Raw genomic sequence first — 18,292 nt, forward strand, 5'->3', positions numbered from 1 at the left:
GGCCGATGGCGTCGCGGCAGGATCAGCTGCAGTCGTACCAGTTCATGGTCCAACGGGTCGTCGCCGCCCTCGTGATGCGCGAGACCGACCCCGCTCAGCCGCCGTTCCGGCGGGTCGCCGGGGCGACGCTGGTCGGGGTGCTGCTGGCGGCGCTCGGGGTGGGCGGCGCGGGGGCGCTCGCGGTGCTGCGCCCCGGGAGTTCTGGCAAATGGCGCAACGACAAGGCGGTCATCGTCGAGCGGGAGTCCGGAGCGCTGTTCGTCTACCGCGACGAGGTGCTGCATCCGGTACTGAACCAGGCATCCGCCCTGCTCGTCGTGAACTCGCCCGGCGCGCCGACCGTGGTCGTCTCCCGCTCGGCGCTGGCCGGGGCGCCCCGGGGCGAGGCGCTCGGCATTCCGGGCGCCCCCGCCTCGCTGCCGGCCGCCGGCAGTCTGCGCACCGGGGCGTGGACGGTCTGCTCAATTTCGGATGGATCGGTACTCTTCGTTGGCGGCGGGCCTGCGGACGGTACCCCATTGGCAGAAAAGGGTCTCCTGGTCAACGGACCGGGGCCGCAGACCTATCTGCTCTGGCGTGGGCACAAACATCTCATTCGCGAGCCGGGCGCGGCGCTGCCGGCCCTGGTGTGGTCGGCGCGCCCTCAGGTCGCGGTCTCGCAGGCGCTGCTGCACGCGATCCCCTCGGGCACCGACCTGGTCACGCCGGCCGTGCCGGATCGCGGCAAGGCGGTGCCGGGCGGCAAGATCGGGGAGCTGTACGGCGTGACGACCGGCGCCCGCACCGACGCCTTTCTGCTCACCGCGAACGGCCTTGCCTCGGTGACGCCGCTGCAGGCCGCGCTGCTGCTGGCCGCGCCGGGAACGGCGAGCGTGCAGGGCGGCGGGCAGCTGGTGCCGCTCAGCGCGGCCGAGTTCTCGGCGCTGGTGAAGGGCCGGCCGGTCCAACCGTTCGCACCCGATCCCGGCGGAGACGGCGCGCTGCCCGCCGCGCCACCGGAGCTTGACGACAGCCGTCCGCACGAGGTGTGTACCGCCGGTGCCATCACGGTCGGCGCACACCTACCCGAGCTCTCGCGGGCGTTGCGGACCGCCTCGGCCACGGCGGACGGTGCCGTGCTGGCGGACCGGATCGTCATACCGCCCGGGTCGGGTGCCCTGGTCCGCACCGAGACGGGCGTGGTCGAGCTGGTCACCGACCTCGGCCGGCGGCACGCCGTGCCCGTCCCCGACGCACTCGGTGCGCTCGGGTATGCCGGTCGGCCGCTCGTCGCCGTGCCCAGCCAGGTGGTGGCGCTGCTGCCCGCCGGGCCGGCGCTCGATCCGGCCGCCGCGGTGCAGGTCGCTCCGTAGTTCGGATTCAGTAGTTGGTGATCACCAGGTCGACGCTGGCGCGGGCGGCGGCGCGGAGGTTGATGTCGCGGCGGGTCGCCATCCGGGTGGTACGGAAGCCGGCGTAGATGCGCCGGGTCGCCTCGGTGTCGCTGTTCGTGAGCGTCAGCAGCACGCCGCGGGCGGAGGCGGCGTGCATCTCGGCCGCCAGCCGTTCGTGGTCGGTGTCACGGAACTGACCTGGGGTGTACCGCTTGAAATCGGCGAAGCCGCCCTCCGGCAGATAGGGCGGATCGAGGAACACCCAGTCGCCGGCCCCCGCCTCGCGCAGTGCATCGGCGAAGTCGCATTGCCGCAGGTCGACGCCGGCGAGGGCGGTGGAGGCCTCGAGCAGTGTTTCGCGGCGATAGTACGGCCTGTCGTACGCTCCGTAGGGCACGTTGAACCGGCCGTGACGGTTGACCCGCCACAGGCCGCGGAAGGCCGTCTTGTTCAGGTAGATCACCCGCGCGGCCCGCTCGATGGTGCCGAGCGTGGCCGGGTCCTGGCGGCGCACGAGCTCGAACCGCTCGGGCGTGTTCGGCATGGCGTCCAGGTGCGCCATCACCGCCTCCGGCTCGGCGGCGACCGCCTGGAAGCAGGCGACGAGCTCCGGGTTGGCGTCGGACAGCACGGCCTTGGCCGGGCGCAGCTCGAAGAAGACGGCGGCGCTGCCCATGAACGGTTCCCAGTAGCGGCCGGTATACGGCGGGGCCGCGGCCACCAGCTGCGCGGCGGAGCGGGTCTTGCCGCCGGCCCACTTGATGAACGACCGGACCTCCGCCATGCCCGACATCTTAAGGGCCGAAATGCCGGAAGTTATCCACAGGGCGACATCCAGTCTGGTGCCCGATCGTCCGCGGCCTATACGGTCGAGACGCACCGCGCTCCAACGTCCACTATCGAGAAACGGGGGTGATCGCCAGTGGCTCAGACGACGCAGGCCCAGCAGGCCGAGCTCAATTCGGCGGCTCAGCGGTTCGAGCAGGTCAACGGAGAACTGCAAGGCATGCTCAACACGCTGATGCGGGAATTGGAAGTCACGCGCGCGGGCTGGCAGGGTGCCGGCGGGCGGTCATTCGAGGCGGTGAAGGTCGCCTTCCACAGCGATCAGGAAGTGCTCAACCGAAATCTGCTGGAGACGGCCGAGGGCATCCGCACAGCGGGCCGAAACTACGACGCCACGGACACCGAAGCGGCGGGCGCGATTCGCCGCGTCGGCCGCACCGACCTGACCGCGCTCGGCTGACCGAAGGAAATCTCATGGACGACACGCTGGTCGTTGACTTCGGCGCGCTGGAGCACGCGAGCCACTCCATTCAGTCCGCGCTCAACACGCTGCACTCCCGGCTCGACGAGGTCTCCCAGCTGGGCAAGCGGCTGACCGCGGGCTGGCAGGGCGACGCCCGCGATGCCTATGCAATTCGGCAGGCCAACTGGGAGCGCGCCGGGGTCGATCTGGCCCAGGTGCTGCGCGACATCAAGGTGGGCGTTGACGAGTCGATGCGGCGATATCTGGAGACCGAGCAGCGCAATACGCATCTGTTCCCGGGTGGGAGCGGCGCCTGAGTCGTTCACCGCGCGTGGCGCGCTTTCCCCGGACCGCCCCCGGGGAGAGCGCGCCGCTGTGTCCGTTTGGGGGAAAGCGCCGGGCGTCAAACGCAGCCACGGAGCCTGGTTCGCGGTGATCCGCAGCTTTCTCGGGACGCCGCCATCTCAGCGACAACAATGCTTCTACGCGCGAGATAGCTTGCGCCCCCAGCCGCTGTCCGCTGGGCCGTCCGTCACCGGAACACACCCGGCGTCGGGCGATTACGTTGCCCGGCCCATTGCGCCGCTAAAGCTCGCTTCCCCGATTCGTAGAACGACTACCAAAATGTCCGTTTAGTCGTATGGTAGTGCGGGCGGTTCTGGGTTCGGCGTTGTGGGTTGGGGGAGGCGGAGCAGGCCGGGGCGCCATCGCCGGCGGCGGCCGTGGGGGAGCGTCGTTGCGATCACGAGGGCGACGGTCATCGCGGCCAGGGTTGACAGGGCCAGCGTGATCGTGCGGCGGCGGGCGGACCCCTGCTCGGGTGCCCCGGTGTCGTGGGCGGCTTGGGCCAGGGGCTGCGCCGCGGGTGCGGGGGAGGCGTCGATGCGTTCGGTGAGGGCGCGGTAGGGGTTGAGCACGCCGGCGCCGTAGCCGGGGCCGGCATGGCCGCCGTCGGCGGTGGCGGTCAACTGGGTCGCTACCTGGGCGGCGGTGAGGTCGGGGCGGTACTGGCGCAGGAGAGCGGCGGTGGCCGACACGAACGGGGCCGCGAAGCTCGTGCCGTCCATGATCGTCCAGCCGTCCGGTGTTGCGGTTGTCACAATTTGGGTGCCGGGGGCTACCAGGTCGACGTACGAGCCGGTTTGGGAACTCGGCACTCGCTGGCCGTCGGGGGCGATCGCGCCGACGCCCACCACGCCGTCGTAGGCGGCCGGGTAGGGGGTCTTGTTGCCCTGCTCGGCGCCGTTGCCGACGGCGGCCACCAGGACCACGTCGTGGTCCAGGGCATAGCGGACGGCGTCGCGGACCACGGGGTCGTCGCGGTAGGTCACCAGGGAGAGGTTGATCACTCGGGCGCCTCGCGCGACCGCGTCGCGGATGGCGGTCGCCAGGCCGGTCGGGGTGCCACGGCGAGCCGATGACGTGCCGTCGTCGCTCTCCGTTAGTTCGCTGACGCGCAGGGTCAGGATCGTGGCGGCCGGGGCCAGGCCCCGGAAGGGTGATCCGGAGGTCGGGCGGGCGGCGATGATGCCGGCCACCCCGGTGCCGTGGCCGACGCAGTCCAGGGCCGAGCCGCCCGCGTCGAGCTGGTCGGGGCCGGCCAGCACGGCGCCCTGCAGCTGGGCGTTCCGGCCGTCCACACCCGAGTCGATCACCGCCACCACGATGCCGTGGCCGTCGGCCAGGGCGTTCAGCCGATTTTGGTCGTACCGCTGCTGGGGCCACGGCACGCCGGAGGGGGCGCGGACGGGGGCGCGGGAAGGTCCGGGGCAGGTCGCGGGCGCCCTGGCGGCGGCCGGGCCAGCGGCCAGACCCGCCGAGAGGCCCAGCAAAACCCCCAAAATGGACATCGCGTACCTGCGCGACATGGCCCATATGCTATGTGGTCAGATATCGATGGGTTGCCCCGTCGAGCAGTCCGGACGGGTGCCGCGTATGAGACAGCGCTGTGAGGGTCGCGGCTTGGATCGCTATGCTGGCCCGAGCGCTTGCCCGCGTCGCACCCCTCGAATTGTCCTGGCCGTATAGGTTAGGTTTCGGCGACGCGGCGGTTTGCGAGCCCGAAGAGGGGGTGGCCGTTGAGCGAGTGGGAGCCGGCCACCGAGGCCGAGGTCGCCATGCGTGACGCGCTGCGCGCGAACGACCAGGAGCAGTACTTCCGCATCCTGGCGCGCGCCGACGTCCTGCTGCCGGTCGCGCCCGACAACCCCTCCAGCGGCGAGGGCGGCTGGGGGACCTGGACCACCGACGGGCGCACGCACGTGCTGGCGTTCACGTCGGCGGCGGCGCTGCACGAGTGCCTCGCGGGCCACCCGGGCACCCATCGCCGGGTGCCGTTCCATGATCTTGCCGGGATCTGGCCCAACGTCGAGTGGTGGCTGGCGGTCAACCCCGGCCTGCCGATCGAGGGCTACCTGCCGTCGTGGTTCGTGACGCAGATCAGCCGCGGTGACGTGCGCCTGCCCGGCCGCACCCTGGGGGCGCGGGCGCGCATCGAGCAGGCGTCCCGGACGCGGGCGACCGCACAGGTACCGCTGCGGAGCGTGCCGAACCAGCCCGCCCCCACGCCGATCGAGCGCCAGCGGATGCGGGAGAGCCAGGGCGGGTTCGCGCCGCCGCCCCCGAGCGTCCCGCCGCCGGCCGCCGCCCCGCCGTCCGTGCCTCCCGCGGCCCCGGCACCGCCCGTGCCGCCGTCGTCCCTGCCGCCGTCGTCCGGCGCGCCGTCCCCGGGTCGGCCGGGGCCGCTGCCGCCGCGGCGTGACGTGCCGCCGCCCGACGTGGCGCCCCCTGGGGCTTTCCTGCCGACTCGCGCGGATCGCCCGATTCGGTTCGAGTCGACCATGGGTCGGTCCGCTTATCAGGCGCCGCCGCCGCATTCCGGCCCGGCGCCCAGCGGCGGCGAGGGCGGGAAGCCCACCCCCGGTTATCAGGCAACTCCGCCGTATTCCGGGTCGGCGCCCAGCGCCGGCGGCGAGGGCGGGAAGCCCACCTCCGGCGCGCCGACCTCCGGGGGCGGCGCGGTGCGCGGGCGGGCCGCCTTCCCCGGCGCCGCCGGGCGTGGACTGTTCGACGAGTTCGACCGGCGGTCGCTCGACGTGCCCGGTGAGCGGGAGCTGTTCTCCGGCCTGGACCGGGAGCCGGGATCGCGCGGGGACCTGCCGACCCGGCCGCAGAACGGCACCCCGGGCTACCCGCCGGCCGGCGGGAGCGAGCCGGGCCTGCCGTCGCGGGCCCCGGGAGCGACGTCCGGCCTGCCTTCGCGGCCCGTAGGGGGCGCGTCCGGACTGCCGACGCGGCCCGTGGGCGGGAGCGAGCCGGGCGTGCCGCCGCGGCCCTACGGTGGCGACTCCGGGCTGCCTCAGCGCCCGGCGGGCGCTGCTTCCGGGCTGCCCCAGCGCCCGGCGGGCGGTGCCTCCGGGCTGTCGCAGCGGCCCTCCGAGGGGTTGTCGACGCGGCCGAGCGAGATGCTGTCGCGGCCGAGCGAGGGGCTTCCGTCACGCCCGTCCGAGGCCTTGTCCTCGCGGCCGAGCGAGGGCTTGTCGTCGCGCCCTTCCGAGGGCTTGTCGTCGCGGCCAGGCGAAGGGCTGCCGTCGCGGCCAGGCGAAGGGCTGCCGTCGCGGCCGGTCGGCGGCTCGGAGCAGGGATTCGGCGCTGAGGCTGCTGAGGCTGGGGCCGCCGATCCGCGGCGGTGGCCGCGGCGGGAGCCGGCGCGCAGCCTGGGCGAAGTATTCACGGAGCATGCGGATCCGGTCATTCCGGCCGCCTGGCAGCCGCCGCCGCACCTGCCGGCGTCCGGGTCGCCGCTGCCGACCCGCCAGCCGCAGGCCGAGCCCCCGGCGGCCTACCAGCCGCCCGCGGCCTATCAGCCGCCGAGCGCATATCAGCCGCCGGCCGCCTACCAGCCCGGTTCGAGGCCGGGCGACGGGGAGCCGGCGCCGTATCGCGGCGGTGAGTCGCTGCCGCAGCGCCCGACGTCGGGTGAGCCGTATCGCGGTGGTGAGACGTTGCCGCAGCGACCCACGTCGGGCGAGCCGTATCGCGGCGGCGAAACGCTGCCACAACGGCCGACGTCGGGTGAGCCGTATCGCGGCGGTGAGACGTTGCCGCAGCGACCCACGTCGGGTGAGCCGTATCGCGGCGGTGAGACGTTGCCGCAGCGACCCACGTCGGGTGAGCCGTATCGCGGCGGTGAGTCGCTGCCGCAGCGACCCACGTCGGGTGAGCCGTATCAGGGTGAGGTGCTGCCGCCGCGGCCGTCGTTCGGTGAGTCGTATCGGGGCGAGGACCCGGTGCGGCGGGGGTTCACGTCCGGGGCGCCGAGCGAGGACACGCAGCCGATTCAGTCGCGGTGGGCCGGGTTGGCCGACGCGCCGGTGAGCCCGGCGAGCGAGGCAATGGAGGACGAGGGCCCGGCGGGCGGTGCGCCGTTCGGGGACGTGGCCGCCGGGGCGCGCAGCGCCGGGTTTGGGCGGTCCGATCTCGACGAGCATCCGTTCTTCGCCGACGAGCCCGATCTGAGCGGGTCGGATCTGAGCGGGTCCGATCTGGGTGGGTCCGATCTGGGCGCGGCGCCGAGGCCGGCCGACCGTGATCCGTATGCGGCGCTGCAATCGGTCGATCGCGATCCGTATACGGAGCCGCAGGCGGCCGATCGCGATCCGTATGCGGCGCTGCAATCGGTCGATCGCGATCCGTACGCGGAGCCCCAGGCGGCCGATCGCGATCCGTATGCGGGGCTGCGGCCGTTCGAGCGCCATCTGGATGCGACGGCGGAGCCGGCCGAGCGTGATCTGGTCAGCGAGCCCGCGCCGGAGCCGGTCGCTGTGCCGGAGCCGCCGGTGGTGCCGGAGCCGTCCGGGTTCTTCAGCGGGCGGGCCGAGGTTCAGTCGTCGTTCTTCCCGGAGACGGCCGAACCGCCGCGGTCGTTCTTCGACGACGACTCCCCGGCGCAGCCGGAGGAGCCGCGGTCGTTCTTCGGCGGCCAGCAGGAGGAACAGCAGCCGTTCAACGCGTTCGCCGACTCGCATGCCGATTCGGACGAGGCGCCGATTCGTGATCCGTATGCGGCGCTGGCCGACCTGCGGTCCGAGCCCGACGGTGACGAGCCGGAGCCGGGGCAGTTGTCGTTCGCCTCCGGTGCTGACGTGTTCGCCGACGGCGTCGGGCACGACGAGCAGCCGGCGGCGGAGCGGGACGAGAAGGAGAACACCGGGTCGTTCTTCCTGCCGGGGCTGGCCCGCGACGGCGGGCGCTCGGCCGAGGAGCCGTCGCCGGGGCTGCGGTCGTTCTTCGAGGACGGCGCGGCCGAGCGGCCGGACTTCCAGGCCGCCGCGGCCGAGGTGCCGGTCCCCGCGCCGGGCGAGGCCGAGCCGGCGTTCACGTGGTCGTACGAGAGCCAGGAGCAGTCGGCGCCGACCACCTACCACGTCGAGCCGAGCCGCGAGCCCACGCATGAGCCGGTGTACGAGCCGGAGATCGTCGACGACGCGCCGGTGCGCCCACGCGGGGAGATCGTCGACGCTGAGGTGGTCGCGGCCCCGGCCCCGCCGGTCAAGGTGGTCGACCCCGACTTCCGGCCGGCGAACACGGTCGAGCGGGATCTGTACGAGGCGGTGCAGGGCAACAGCACCGACCGGTTCCTCTCGACGCTGCTGCTGGCCAAGGTGCTGGTCCCGTTCTGGACCGGCGACGGACCGGTCGATCCGGCGAACTGGCGCACCGAGCACATGAACGGGCTGCCGCACCTCGTGGTGTTTACGTCGCAGGAGCTCCTGGCGCAGCGGCTCGGGCCGGACGCGTCGGGCAGCTGGATCAAATTCTCCCGACTGATCCGGCACTGGCCGCCGGGCGACCAGCTGGCGTTCGCGATCAATCCCGAGTCGCCGGCCGGGGCGGTACTTCCGGGGACGGAGGTCGTGCAGCTGGCGACCTGGGCGACGGAGCTCGGGCTCGGCGTCGACGACCCGGACGACCAGCCGGTCGAGGCCGTCAAGCCGGAGCCGCAGCCGGCGCCCCGGCCCTCGTACGCGCCGCCGGAGTCCGGGCGGCAGCAAGTCATGCAGAAGCCGGTGTCGCCGGAGCAGCTGTCGCACTACCTGGAGCGCAACTACGACCGGGTGTCCGGGTTCGTCCACCGGGCCCACGAGGTGGCCCACCTGCACACGCCGGAGCAGCTGTACAACGCGCTCGGGCTCGGCTACGCGGGCTCGTCGTTCAAGCCGGACGCCGAGGAGGCGTACGTGCTGCGCTGGATCGCCTACCGCGGCGACCTCTACCGGATTCCCTACGGCGGGCCGTCGCACGAGGCGATGCGCGCCATGGAGGGCTGGGTCATCGAGCGTCCGCCGTTCCGCGGCAACGGCTTCGCGCCGAGCGAGACCGGCGACGTGATCGCCGAGTTCAAGGTCGACAGCGCGCGGCTGCCCCACGACTCCGAGCTGTGGCGGATGCGCCGGGACGGCCGGCAGGAGCTCATCGCCCGGCTCGACGCCGACGGGCCGACCTGGCGCAAGGTCGGCTCGTGATCCGCGACGGCTACGCGGCCCGGTGGCGGGGCGCGGAGTACGAGGCCAGCCCCGACGGCGACGACGTGCGCCTCTACCGGCCGGACGCGAGCGACGGCTTCGAGGAGGTCCGGCCCGGCCGGTACCGCCGGATCGTGCACCGCAACGACGTCGATGACCTGGTCTACGTGCGGACCACCTGCTTCTGGCGGGAGCAGCCGTTCATCGTGCTCGGCGAGCACGACGGCTGGCTGCGCGTCGAGTACACGGGCGGTCGCGCGCCGGTCGCCGCCGAGCTCGGCCTCGAGGAGTTCGACTACGGCGTGTACCAGGGCTGGGCGCCGCGAGCCGAGGTCAGCGAGCTGCGCGAACATCGGGTGTAGGCGCGCCGGCCGCTGCGGCTGCGATGCGCAACCCGGCGTGCTGTTGGTTCTTGGCACCGCGGACCTGGCAGGGCCCGGCCGCCCGTTCAGGGCAGGCCGGGTCCGTTGTCTGACGGGAGCAACGGTCGTCAGTCGCACGGACCGGAGTCAATGATTTATCCGGTTTTGGCCCATCTGATGATCTCCCCGCTGACCACCTCGGGCTGTTCGAGGTGCGGGAAGTGCGCGGCGTTGGGCAGCAGGCGCCACTCATATTCGCCCGTCACGTAGCGTCCCGAGCCTTGCGCGGTCCGTGGCAGGACCGCCGGGTCGAGCGCGCCGTGCAGTTGCAGCGTGGGGGCGGTCACGGGCTGTTGCAGATGTTTCACGAAGCGGTACCCCTGCAGGCGCAGCGCCGAGCGGACCGCCCACCGGTAGGTCTCCATCGCGCAGAACGACGCCTGCGGGATGCGCATCGCCGCCCGGCAGCACGCTTCGTAGTCGCGGTATTCCTCGCGCGTGATCCAGTCCGGGGCGCCCCAGCGGCGCAGGTAATATCCCACCAGGGCGGCGTCGTTCCTGGTCAGCACGTGCTCGAAGCGCGGCACCTGGAAGCGCAGCACCGGCTTGGCCGCGGCCAGCTGGCCGCGTGGGTCCGAGATCAGTCCGGCGCGCAGCCGCAGTGGGTGTGCGGCGCCCATCGTGACCAGCGCGCGCACCATCTTCGGGTGGAAAGCGGCGGTGGCCCAGCCGATCATGCCGCCGTAGCCGCCGCCGACCAGGATCGCGCTGCGCTCGCCCAGCGCGCGGATCAGGCCGGCCGCGTCGCCGGCCATCGTGTAGCCGTCGTAGCCGCGCGGCGGCTTGTCGCTCGCGCCGTAGCCGCGCAGGTCCACGGCGACGGCCCGGAATCCCGCACCGGCCAGCGCCGGAAGTTGGTTGTGCCAGGCGTACCAGAACTCCGGAAAGCCGTGCAGGAACAGCACCAGAGGCCCGGTGCCCGCCTCCACCACGTGGAAGCGCGTTCCGTTCGCGCTGACGAAACGGTGCGACCACGGCCCGTCGATCATGACGCAACTGTCGTCTACCGGGGGGTTCATGCCGTCAGCGTAGGGCCAAGTGGGTCGAAAACACCCCGACTGAGGCGATAGCTTTCTCCGTATGGACCTGCCGCTACCGATGATCTCCGTATCTGGCACGCCCCGTGAGTGTGGCATCGCGTACGGTATCGCGGCCGCCGACCTCATCGCCGCGAACACCGCGAACTATATGGCCCGGTTCTCCACTTCTGCGGGCCTCGACGCAGAGCGCGTGCACGGTTACGGTGCGCTGTTCCGGGCGGCCTCGCACCGCCACGCGCCGCGGGTCGCGGCTATGCTCGACGGCGTAGCCGAGGGCTCCGGCGTCCCGGTCGAGGAGATATATGCGCTCAACGGCCGCACCGAGCTGATCTACACCGCCGAGCCGCACGAGTGCACGGCGATCGGGGTGCTTGGCGAGCGCAGCGCGAGCGGCCACACCCTGCTCGCGCAAAACTGGGACTGGCATCCCGACCAGCGGCCGTTCGCGCTGCTGCTGGCCACCACCGACGAGCTCGGCCGGCAGGTGGTCGCCCTCACCGAGGCCGGCATGCTGGCCAAGGCCGGGCTCAACGACGCCGGCCTGGGCGTCTGCGTCAACATGCTGGGCACCAGGCTCGACCGCCCCGACGGCGGCGCGCCCTACCACGTGCTCCTGCGCGCCGCGCTGGAGGCGCGACACCTCGCCGCGGCGATCAAGGCCGTCTGCGCGACGCCGCGTGGCGCGAGCATCAACCTCCTCGTGGGTCAGTCTTTTCCCGGGGGTACTCCGGGAGAGGCGATCGATCTCGAGGTGGCGCCCGGCGACGTCGGATTCCTGCACCCCGTCGACGGCGTGCTCACGCACACCAACCACTTCGAGACGGCGCTGTCCGCCCACGACACGCTCAAGGCCATCGGCGGCTCGTCGTTCTTCCGCGCCGCGCGGGCGCGCCGGCTGCTCGGCGCCGGGCCGATCGGCGAGGACCGGGTGCGGGCGGTGCTGCGCGACCACGGCGGCCACCCGCAGTCGATCTGCCGGCACGACGAGCCCGGGCTCGCCCAGGCCGACCGCAGCGAGACGCTCTGCTCGCTCGTGCTCGATCTCGACGAACGGCGCATGTCGATCGCCGCCGGGCCGCCGTGCACGGCCGGCGCGTACCACGACGTCTGGCTCGGTAAAACGGTATAAATAGGACGTTGGGGGAGATGCAGCGCAGGCTTAAATGTCTCTGTGCTGATGTCCGGCCCACCTGTCCCTCGGTAGGCGTGTTTGTACAGCTCAAGGACGAGATTCGGGCCGCCGGTGACCTTGCGTCACCGGCGCTGCCTTAAGTCCCGATCAGGGCGCTTCAGTCGTGGGTTGAGCGGCTTCTGACCAGCCACTACCTTCCGCTAACAACACGCGCGCCCCACACGCCTGATCGGGACCTGTAGATGAACGAGCGTTACGACCCGTACGTCGACTCGTACTACGAGGCCGGCTACGCGGACCAGACCGGTCGTTACGGCCGGCCGGCCTACGGCTCGATGCCCGCCGATCGGGGTGGCTCCGGCCCGCACTTCTACGACCCGAGCGTGATGCCGGGCGGCCGCGGCCGCGGACCGCTGCCCGACCTGGACGAGGACGACGACTACGACGACGCGCCGTCGAGCTGGCGCCGCCGGACGGCGATGATCGCCATCGGCGGCGGAGCGGCCGCCCTCATCGGCGGCGGCGCGTATGCGGTCACCCAGTTCTTCGGCGCCGGCACGCACCCGACCGGCGGGACCCCCGACGCCGCCGAGTCGCCCGCCGACACCGCCCCGCCCGCCTACGTCGACCAGAACCAGAGCCTGATGAACGGCCAGGCCGGCCTGGGCATCCGCAAGAACACCCCGACCACCGGGTCCTCCTTCGGCACACCCGCCGACGCCGCCAAGAACGCGGTCGTGACCGCCAGCACTGTGCTGCCGAAGCAGGACCCGGTCCGCCACCTCGCCAGCCGGCTCACGTTCGGGCCGAACGCCAAGGTCATCGCCGACATCAACAAGCTGGGCGTCAACGGCTGGATCGACAAGCAGCTCAAGCCGGAGACCATCCCGCTGACCCGCGGCGAGCAGAAGGCCGACGCCGAGCTCGTCACGTGGAACATGTCGTACGAGCAGTTGAAGGCCCAGCGCGACGACCTCGACAAGAAGGGCGTCCACGCCGACGACCAGAACGTGAAGTACGCCATCGCCAAACAGCTGTTCTCCGACCGGCAGCTCTTCGAGATGATGGTCGACTTCTTCGGCGACTACCTGCACGTGGCCGCGTTCCACGACGGCAACGAGCTGACCCGGGCCGCGTTCGAGCGCGACGTCATCCGCAAGTACGCGCTGGGCAACTACGTCGACATGTTCGTCGCCGCGAACAAGCACCCGGCGCTGCTGCGCTACCTCGACCAGCAGGACTCCACCAAGGACCGGATCAACGAGAACCTGGCCCGGGAGAACCTGGAGCTCTACACGGTCGGCGCGTTCAACGGCTACAACGAGACCGACGTACGCCAGGCCGCCATGCTGCAGACCGGCCGCAGCATCCGCGACAACCAGTACGTATACCGGCCCGAGCAGCACTACGTCGGCCCAGTGAAGATCATGGGCTTCTCGCACCCCAACGGCGACGCGGCCGGCGGCGAGGCGGTGCAGGAGGCGTACTTCCGGTACCTCGCGCTGCACCCGAACACCGCCCGCTACATGGCGCAGAACCTGGCGACCCGGTTCGTCTCCGACGTGCCGCCGAAGACGCTCGTCGACGCCATGGCCAAGACGTATCTGGACAAGCAGAGCAACATTCCGGCGGTGCTCATGACCATGCTCAGCCGGACCGAGTTCTGGGCCTCGGTGGGGCAGAAGGTGCGCCGGCCCGGCGAGTACCTCACCGCCACCTACCGGGCCCTGGACATCGGCGCCGACGCGCCGGCCGGGTTCACCTCGAACAACACGAACGTGAGCCCGATGGTCCAGGGCCTCGGCGAGATCATGCGCAAGCTGGAGGAGTTCGGGCACGCGCCGATGGAGCTGCCGACGCCGAACGGGTACGCGGACGTGTACGTCGCCTGGACCTCCGCCGGGACCATGGTCAACCAGTGGAACGACGCCTACACCGCGATCACCGGCGGGCGCCGCCAGTTCACCTGGACCAAGCCCGAGGCGCTCATCGCCAACCCGCCGGCGACCGCGGGCGCCTACCTCGACGCGCTCACCAAGAAGCTCATCAACGTGACCCTGGACAACGATCGCAAGACCGCGATCCTGCACATCGTCAGCCCGACGATGACCGCGAGCACCCCGGTGGACGCCACATTCAACGGCGGCATCGCGGCGGTCGTGCGCGCGATCTTCGCCACTCCCCACCACCACCTGCGGTAGGCGGCACAACCATGGAGAAGCCAGTGCGGAAGCGCAAGTCGCTCCACCCGGAGTGCCCGGACCTGCTGCGGCTCGGCCCGAACCGGTTCGAGGCCGCGCTGCGCGCCGAGGCGGCGGCGGTGCAGGAGGAGCAGAAGGACGTCCGGGATCGGTACCTCGACCTGTCGCGCCAGGAGGACGCGCAGGACGAGGGGCGCGGCGTGACCCGCCGCCGCTTCTTCGTCGGCGCCGCGGCCACCACGACGGCGCTCGCCACCAGCCAGTTCCTGACCACGCACGCGTCCTTCGCGGCCACCCCGACCGGCACCCTGATCCACGTCTTCCTCTACGGCGGCGCCGACGGGCTCTCCCTGTTCGCGCCGATGGACGATGCGGTACTCAACCGGATCCGGCCCAGCTTCACGCTGCCGACGAACACCTCGATCCCGCTCGAGCGCGGCTTCGGCCTCAACGAGTCGTTCGCGCCGCTCAAGAAGTACCTGGACGCCGGGCAGCTGGCGTTCATCCCGGCGGTGAGCGACCGGCGCCTCGACCGCAGCCACTTCGCCGCCCAGGACGTCTGCCAGCTCGGCGGCCTGCCGGCCGAGACCGGCGGCATGGGCTGGCTCACGAACCTGGCCGACAAGCTCGGCCCCGGCACCGCCTTCCGCGCGGTCGGCATCGGCTCGACCCTGCCGCGCTCGCTGGTCGGCGGGGGCGGCGCACTCGCGCTCAACAGCGTGGCGTCGCTCAACGTCAACGGCGACGGCAAGTACCGCCAGCCGACGGTCGACGCGATCAAGGCCCTCTTCACCGGGATCAACCACCCGATCGAGGCCCCGGTCAAGGCGGGCATCGACGCGCTGACGCTGGCCAGCAAGCTCGCGCAGCAGGGGTACACCCCGGCGAACAACGCCAAGTACACCGGCGTGGGCAACGCCTTCCGCGAGCTGGCCCAGCTCATCAAGGGCGGCGCGAACGTGCGCATCGCCACGATCGGCATGGGCGGCTGGGACACCCACGAGAACCAGGGCACCCGCGGCGGATACCTGGCCCAGCACTTCGCCGAGCTGGCCGCGGGCATGGCGGCGTTCTTCGACGACCTCGGCCCCGACCTAGCCGGCAACGTCACCGTCATGGTCTCCAGCGAGTTCGGCCGCCGTGTCGCCGAGAACGGCGGCGGCACCGACCACGGCCACGGCGGCGGCGTGGTCGTCCTGTCCGGCAAGAAGCTGGCCGGCAAGCTCCTGGGCACCTGGAACGGCCTGGACACCCTGGTCAACGGCGACCTGCCGGAGATGAACAACATGTTCTCGGTGTTCGGCTCGGTGGCCCAGGGCCGCTTCGGCCTGACGGACGCCGAGGTCGGCCAGATCTTCCCGCGCCAGACCTACACCCCGGTCAAGATCTACGCGTAGCCCCACCTACGCGTTCCCGAAGGGCGGCCTCGGTCCCGGGGGCCGCCCTTCTCCTAGCCGCACTCCTGCCGCTTTAGCCAGATTTGCGCCACTTCGATCGCTTGGCGCCCACCGCCCCTGCGACCGTAAGTCTCCACGATCATGCAGGAGCCTCGTCGCAAACGCGTGTTTTTCATGATCTAGGAGAGAAAGCGTACTCATAGGTACACAACCCCTCCGTGATCATGAAAATCACGCGGTGCCACTAACGAGTCGACCATGATCACGGAGACTTATGGCCGCCGAGCCTAGTGCCATCGCCAGCCCGCCGACCGCCAGCGCTGGCCGGGTGGAGCGCGATGCTTGCTGGCCGCGGATCTGGGCCCGAGCTGACGGCCGCGGGATCCGGGGCCGCGCTGATGGCCGCGGGATCTTGGGACGCGCGCGTCGGGTGGCAGGGCCCGGGGCGGCGCCGCCGGGGGCGCGGTGGTGCGGCCAGCGTCGCCGACACGGCGGTGACTGCGGTTTGGCGGCGCGTGACGGTTGACACCCACGGCATCAGCGTCGCGCGCCGAGCGGCGCGGCCTGGGGCTCTCAGGCGCTCGGTGACCGGGAGCCGCGGCGGTTGGCGGTGTCTGCGGTCCTCGCGGTAGGTCCTGGCGGGCCCCACGCCAGCTGCGCTCTCGACCGCTGAGGGCTGTCTCTCCGGGCCTCGGCTGGCGTGCCGCCTCTCCGCCCCCGGCCCGGCTTGGGGGCCGCCCGCACCCGGACCCCCGGCCTGGCTCGGCCCGGCCTGGCTCGGCCCGGCCTGGCTCGGCCCGGCCTGGCTCGGCCCGGCCCGGCCCGGAGGGTCGGCCCCCGGACCGGCGGAGGTCGTCTCGCCGCTGGCCCGGCCGGGTGGCCGGGCCGGCGGTCGTGAAGGTCAGTCCTCGGACTTGCCGGACTGCAGGCCCGAGGCGATGAGGTCCATCACCGTCGAGTCCTGGAGCGTGGTCACGTCGCCCAGGCTGCGGTTCTCGGCGACGTCGCGCAGGAGGCGGCGCATGATCTTGCCCGAGCGGGTTTTCGGCAGCTCCGGGACGAGCATGATCTGGCGGGGCTTGGCGATCGGGCCCAGGGTCTTGGCGACGTGGTTGCGCAGCTCATGGATCAGGGCCTCGCCCGCGTCGCCGTCGGTGTCGACGCCGCCGCGCGGGATGGTGAAGGCCACGATCGCCTGGCCGGTGGTCGGGTCGGTGGCGCCCACGACCGCGGCCTCGGCCACCTTCGGGTGGCTGACCAGGGCCGACTCGACCTCCGTGGTGGAGATGTTGTGGCCGGAGACGAGCATCACGTCGTCGACGCGGCCGAGCAGCCACAGGTCGCCGTCGGTGTCCTTCTTGGCACCGTCGCCGGCGAAATACATGCTGTCGAAGCGCGACCAGTAGGTCTCCTTGAAGCGCTGGTCGTCGCCCCAGATGGTGCGCAGCATCGACGGCCACGGCTCGCGCAGGACCAGGTAACCGCCGCCGCCGTTGGGCACCGACTCGCCCTGGTCGTCGACGACGTCGGCGGAGATGCCGGGCAGGGGGCGCATGGCGCTGCCGGGCTTGGTCGCGGTCACGCCGGGCAGCGGGGAGATCATGATCGCGCCGGTCTCGGTCTGCCACCACGTGTCGACGATGGGGCAGCGGTCGCCGCCGATGTGTTCGCGATACCACATCCAGGCCTCGGGGTTGATCGGCTCGCCGACCGAGCCGAGCAGGCGCAGCGAGGACAGGTCGAACCCGGCCGGGATGTCGTCGCCCCACTTCATGAAGGTGCGGATCGCGGTCGGCGCCGTGTAGAGGATCGTGACCTGATACTTCTGCACGATCTCCCAGAACCGGCCGCGGTGCGGGGTGTCGGGCGTGCCCTCATACATGACCTGGGTGGCGCCGTTGGACAGCGGGCCGTAGACGATGTAGCTGTGGCCGGTGACCCAGCCGATGTCCGCGGTGCACCAGTAGACATCCGTGTCGGGCTTGAGGTCGAACACGGCGTGGTGGGTGAAGCTCGCCTGGGTCAGGTAGCCGCCCGTGGTGTGCAGGATGCCCTTGGGCTTGGCCGTCGTGCCCGACGTGTAGAGGATGAACAGCGGGTGCTCGGCGTCGAAGGCCTGCGCGGCGTGCTCTGGGGAGGCGGTCTCCACGGTCTCGTGCCACCACAGGTCGCGCTCGGCGTCCCACTCGACGTCCTGCCCGGTGCGGCGCACGACCAGCACCTTCTGCACGCTGGGCGTCTTGGCCACGGCCTCGTCGACGATCGACTTGAGCCCGCTGGGCTTGCCCCGGCGGAAGCCGCCGTCGGCGGTGATGACCAGCTTGGCGCTCGCGTCGTCGATGCGGCCGCCGAGCGCGTCGGCGGAGAAGCCGCCAAAGACGACGGAGTGCGTGGCGCCGATGCGCGCGCAGGCCAGCATGGCGACCGCGGCCTCGGGGATCATCGGCAGGTAGATCGCGACCCGGTCGCCGGCGGTGACGCCCAGGTCGGTCAGCGCGTTGGCGGCCTGGCAGACCAGGCGGTGCAGGTCGGCATAGGTGATCGTGCGGGTGTCACCGGGCTCGCCCTCGAAGTGGATCGCGACCTTGGCGCCGCGGCCGGCCTCGATGTGGCGGTCGAGGCAGTTGTACGCCACATTCAGCTGCCCGCCCACGAACCACTTCGCGAACGGCGGATTGGACCAGTCGAGCACCTGATCCCACTCCTTGGCCCAGCTCAGCCGGTGTGCCTGCTGCTCCCAGAACGCGAGACGGTCCGCCCGGGCCTCGGCGTAGGCCCCCTCGGTGAGGTTGGCGGCGGCGGCGAAATCGGCAGGCGGGGGGAACTGCCGTGTCTCGTTGAGAAGGTTTTCCAAGGTTTCGCTCATCGGTGATGGCTCCTCGCTGCGGTCCAGCTCTCGCAAGCAGGCTAGTTCGGGGGTACGACAGAAAAGAAGCGGGCTTTTCTCTAAACCT

The 18,292-nt window shown here is 71.7% G+C and carries 12 protein-coding genes; 8 read left to right on the plus strand and 4 right to left on the minus strand.

The window, feature by feature from the left end:
* Positions 1-5: 5 nt before the first annotated feature.
* The gene (gene eccB / locus ACQPXD_RS01115) at positions 6-1,352 is read left to right on the plus strand and encodes a type VII secretion protein EccB (protein ID WP_432833892.1); all 1,347 of its coding nucleotides are present in this window, start codon (positions 6-8) and stop codon (positions 1,350-1,352) included.
* Positions 1,353-1,359: 7 nt separating this feature from the next.
* On the opposite strand, the gene ACQPXD_RS01120 is transcribed toward eccB, so the two are convergent.
* Positions 1,360-2,157 (minus strand): DNA adenine methylase, encoded by a 798-nt coding sequence (locus ACQPXD_RS01120; RefSeq protein WP_432833894.1) that lies wholly within the window; start codon positions 2,155-2,157, stop codon positions 1,360-1,362.
* A 138-nt stretch (positions 2,158-2,295) separates the two neighbouring features.
* Here ACQPXD_RS01120 and ACQPXD_RS01125 point away from each other — a divergent pair, with 138 nt between their 5' ends.
* Both ACQPXD_RS01125 and ACQPXD_RS01130 read left to right on the plus strand, forming a co-directional pair.
* Positions 2,296-2,619 (plus strand): WXG100 family type VII secretion target, encoded by a 324-nt coding sequence (locus ACQPXD_RS01125; protein WP_432833896.1) that lies wholly within the window; start codon positions 2,296-2,298, stop codon positions 2,617-2,619.
* Between the two features lie 14 nt (positions 2,620-2,633).
* Positions 2,634-2,939: a WXG100 family type VII secretion target gene (locus tag ACQPXD_RS01130; protein ID WP_432833898.1), complete on the plus strand. Its 306-nt coding sequence runs from the start codon at positions 2,634-2,636 to the stop codon at positions 2,937-2,939.
* A gap of 315 nt (positions 2,940-3,254) precedes the next feature.
* On the opposite strand, the gene mycP is transcribed toward ACQPXD_RS01130, so the two are convergent.
* On the minus strand, positions 3,255-4,490 hold the full coding sequence (gene mycP, locus ACQPXD_RS01135; protein ID WP_432833900.1) for a type VII secretion-associated serine protease mycosin: 1,236 nt from the start codon (positions 4,488-4,490) through the stop codon (positions 3,255-3,257).
* Positions 4,491-4,700: 210 nt separating this feature from the next.
* On the opposite strand from mycP, the gene ACQPXD_RS01140 reads away from it, so the two are divergent.
* Together ACQPXD_RS01140 and ACQPXD_RS01145 are read left to right on the plus strand one after the other, a co-directional pair.
* Positions 4,701-9,146, plus strand: a complete 4,446-nt coding sequence (locus ACQPXD_RS01140; protein WP_432833902.1) for an SseB family protein — start codon at positions 4,701-4,703, stop codon at positions 9,144-9,146.
* The gene (locus ACQPXD_RS01145) at positions 9,143-9,508 is read left to right on the plus strand and encodes a hypothetical protein (protein WP_432833904.1); all 366 of its coding nucleotides are present in this window, start codon (positions 9,143-9,145) and stop codon (positions 9,506-9,508) included. The genes ACQPXD_RS01140 and ACQPXD_RS01145 overlap by 4 nt, the downstream gene beginning before the upstream one ends.
* A 155-nt stretch (positions 9,509-9,663) precedes the next feature.
* Here the strand turns inward: ACQPXD_RS01145 and ACQPXD_RS01150 are convergent, their stop codons facing one another.
* A complete protein-coding gene (locus ACQPXD_RS01150) occupies positions 9,664-10,587 on the minus strand; it encodes an alpha/beta fold hydrolase (RefSeq protein ID WP_432833906.1) in 924 nt (307 codons plus the stop codon).
* Between the two features lie 61 nt (positions 10,588-10,648).
* Here ACQPXD_RS01150 and ACQPXD_RS01155 point away from each other — a divergent pair, with 61 nt between their 5' ends.
* The 3 genes from ACQPXD_RS01155 (at position 10,649) to ACQPXD_RS01165 (ending at position 15,338) form a co-directional block, all read left to right on the plus strand.
* Positions 10,649-11,737, plus strand: coding sequence for a C45 family autoproteolytic acyltransferase/hydolase (locus ACQPXD_RS01155; RefSeq protein ID WP_432833908.1), 1,089 nt, complete (start codon positions 10,649-10,651; stop codon positions 11,735-11,737).
* A gap of 245 nt (positions 11,738-11,982) precedes the next feature.
* Positions 11,983-13,941: a DUF1800 domain-containing protein gene (locus ACQPXD_RS01160; protein WP_432833910.1), complete on the plus strand. Its 1,959-nt coding sequence runs from the start codon at positions 11,983-11,985 to the stop codon at positions 13,939-13,941.
* 23 nt (positions 13,942-13,964) lie between these two features.
* A complete protein-coding gene (locus ACQPXD_RS01165; protein WP_432833912.1) occupies positions 13,965-15,338 on the plus strand; it encodes a DUF1501 domain-containing protein in 1,374 nt (457 codons plus the stop codon).
* Between the two features lie 901 nt (positions 15,339-16,239).
* Here the strand turns inward: ACQPXD_RS01165 and acs are convergent.
* Positions 16,240-18,204, minus strand: coding sequence for an acetate--CoA ligase (acs, locus tag ACQPXD_RS01170; protein ID WP_432833913.1), 1,965 nt, complete (start codon positions 18,202-18,204; stop codon positions 16,240-16,242).
* Between the last annotated feature and the right edge of the window lie 88 nt (positions 18,205-18,292).

Origin of the sequence: Dactylosporangium sp. CA-092794 (assembly GCF_050948465.1) — a bacterium.
In the GTDB taxonomy this organism is placed as follows: Bacteria; Actinomycetota; Actinomycetes; order Mycobacteriales; family Micromonosporaceae; genus Dactylosporangium.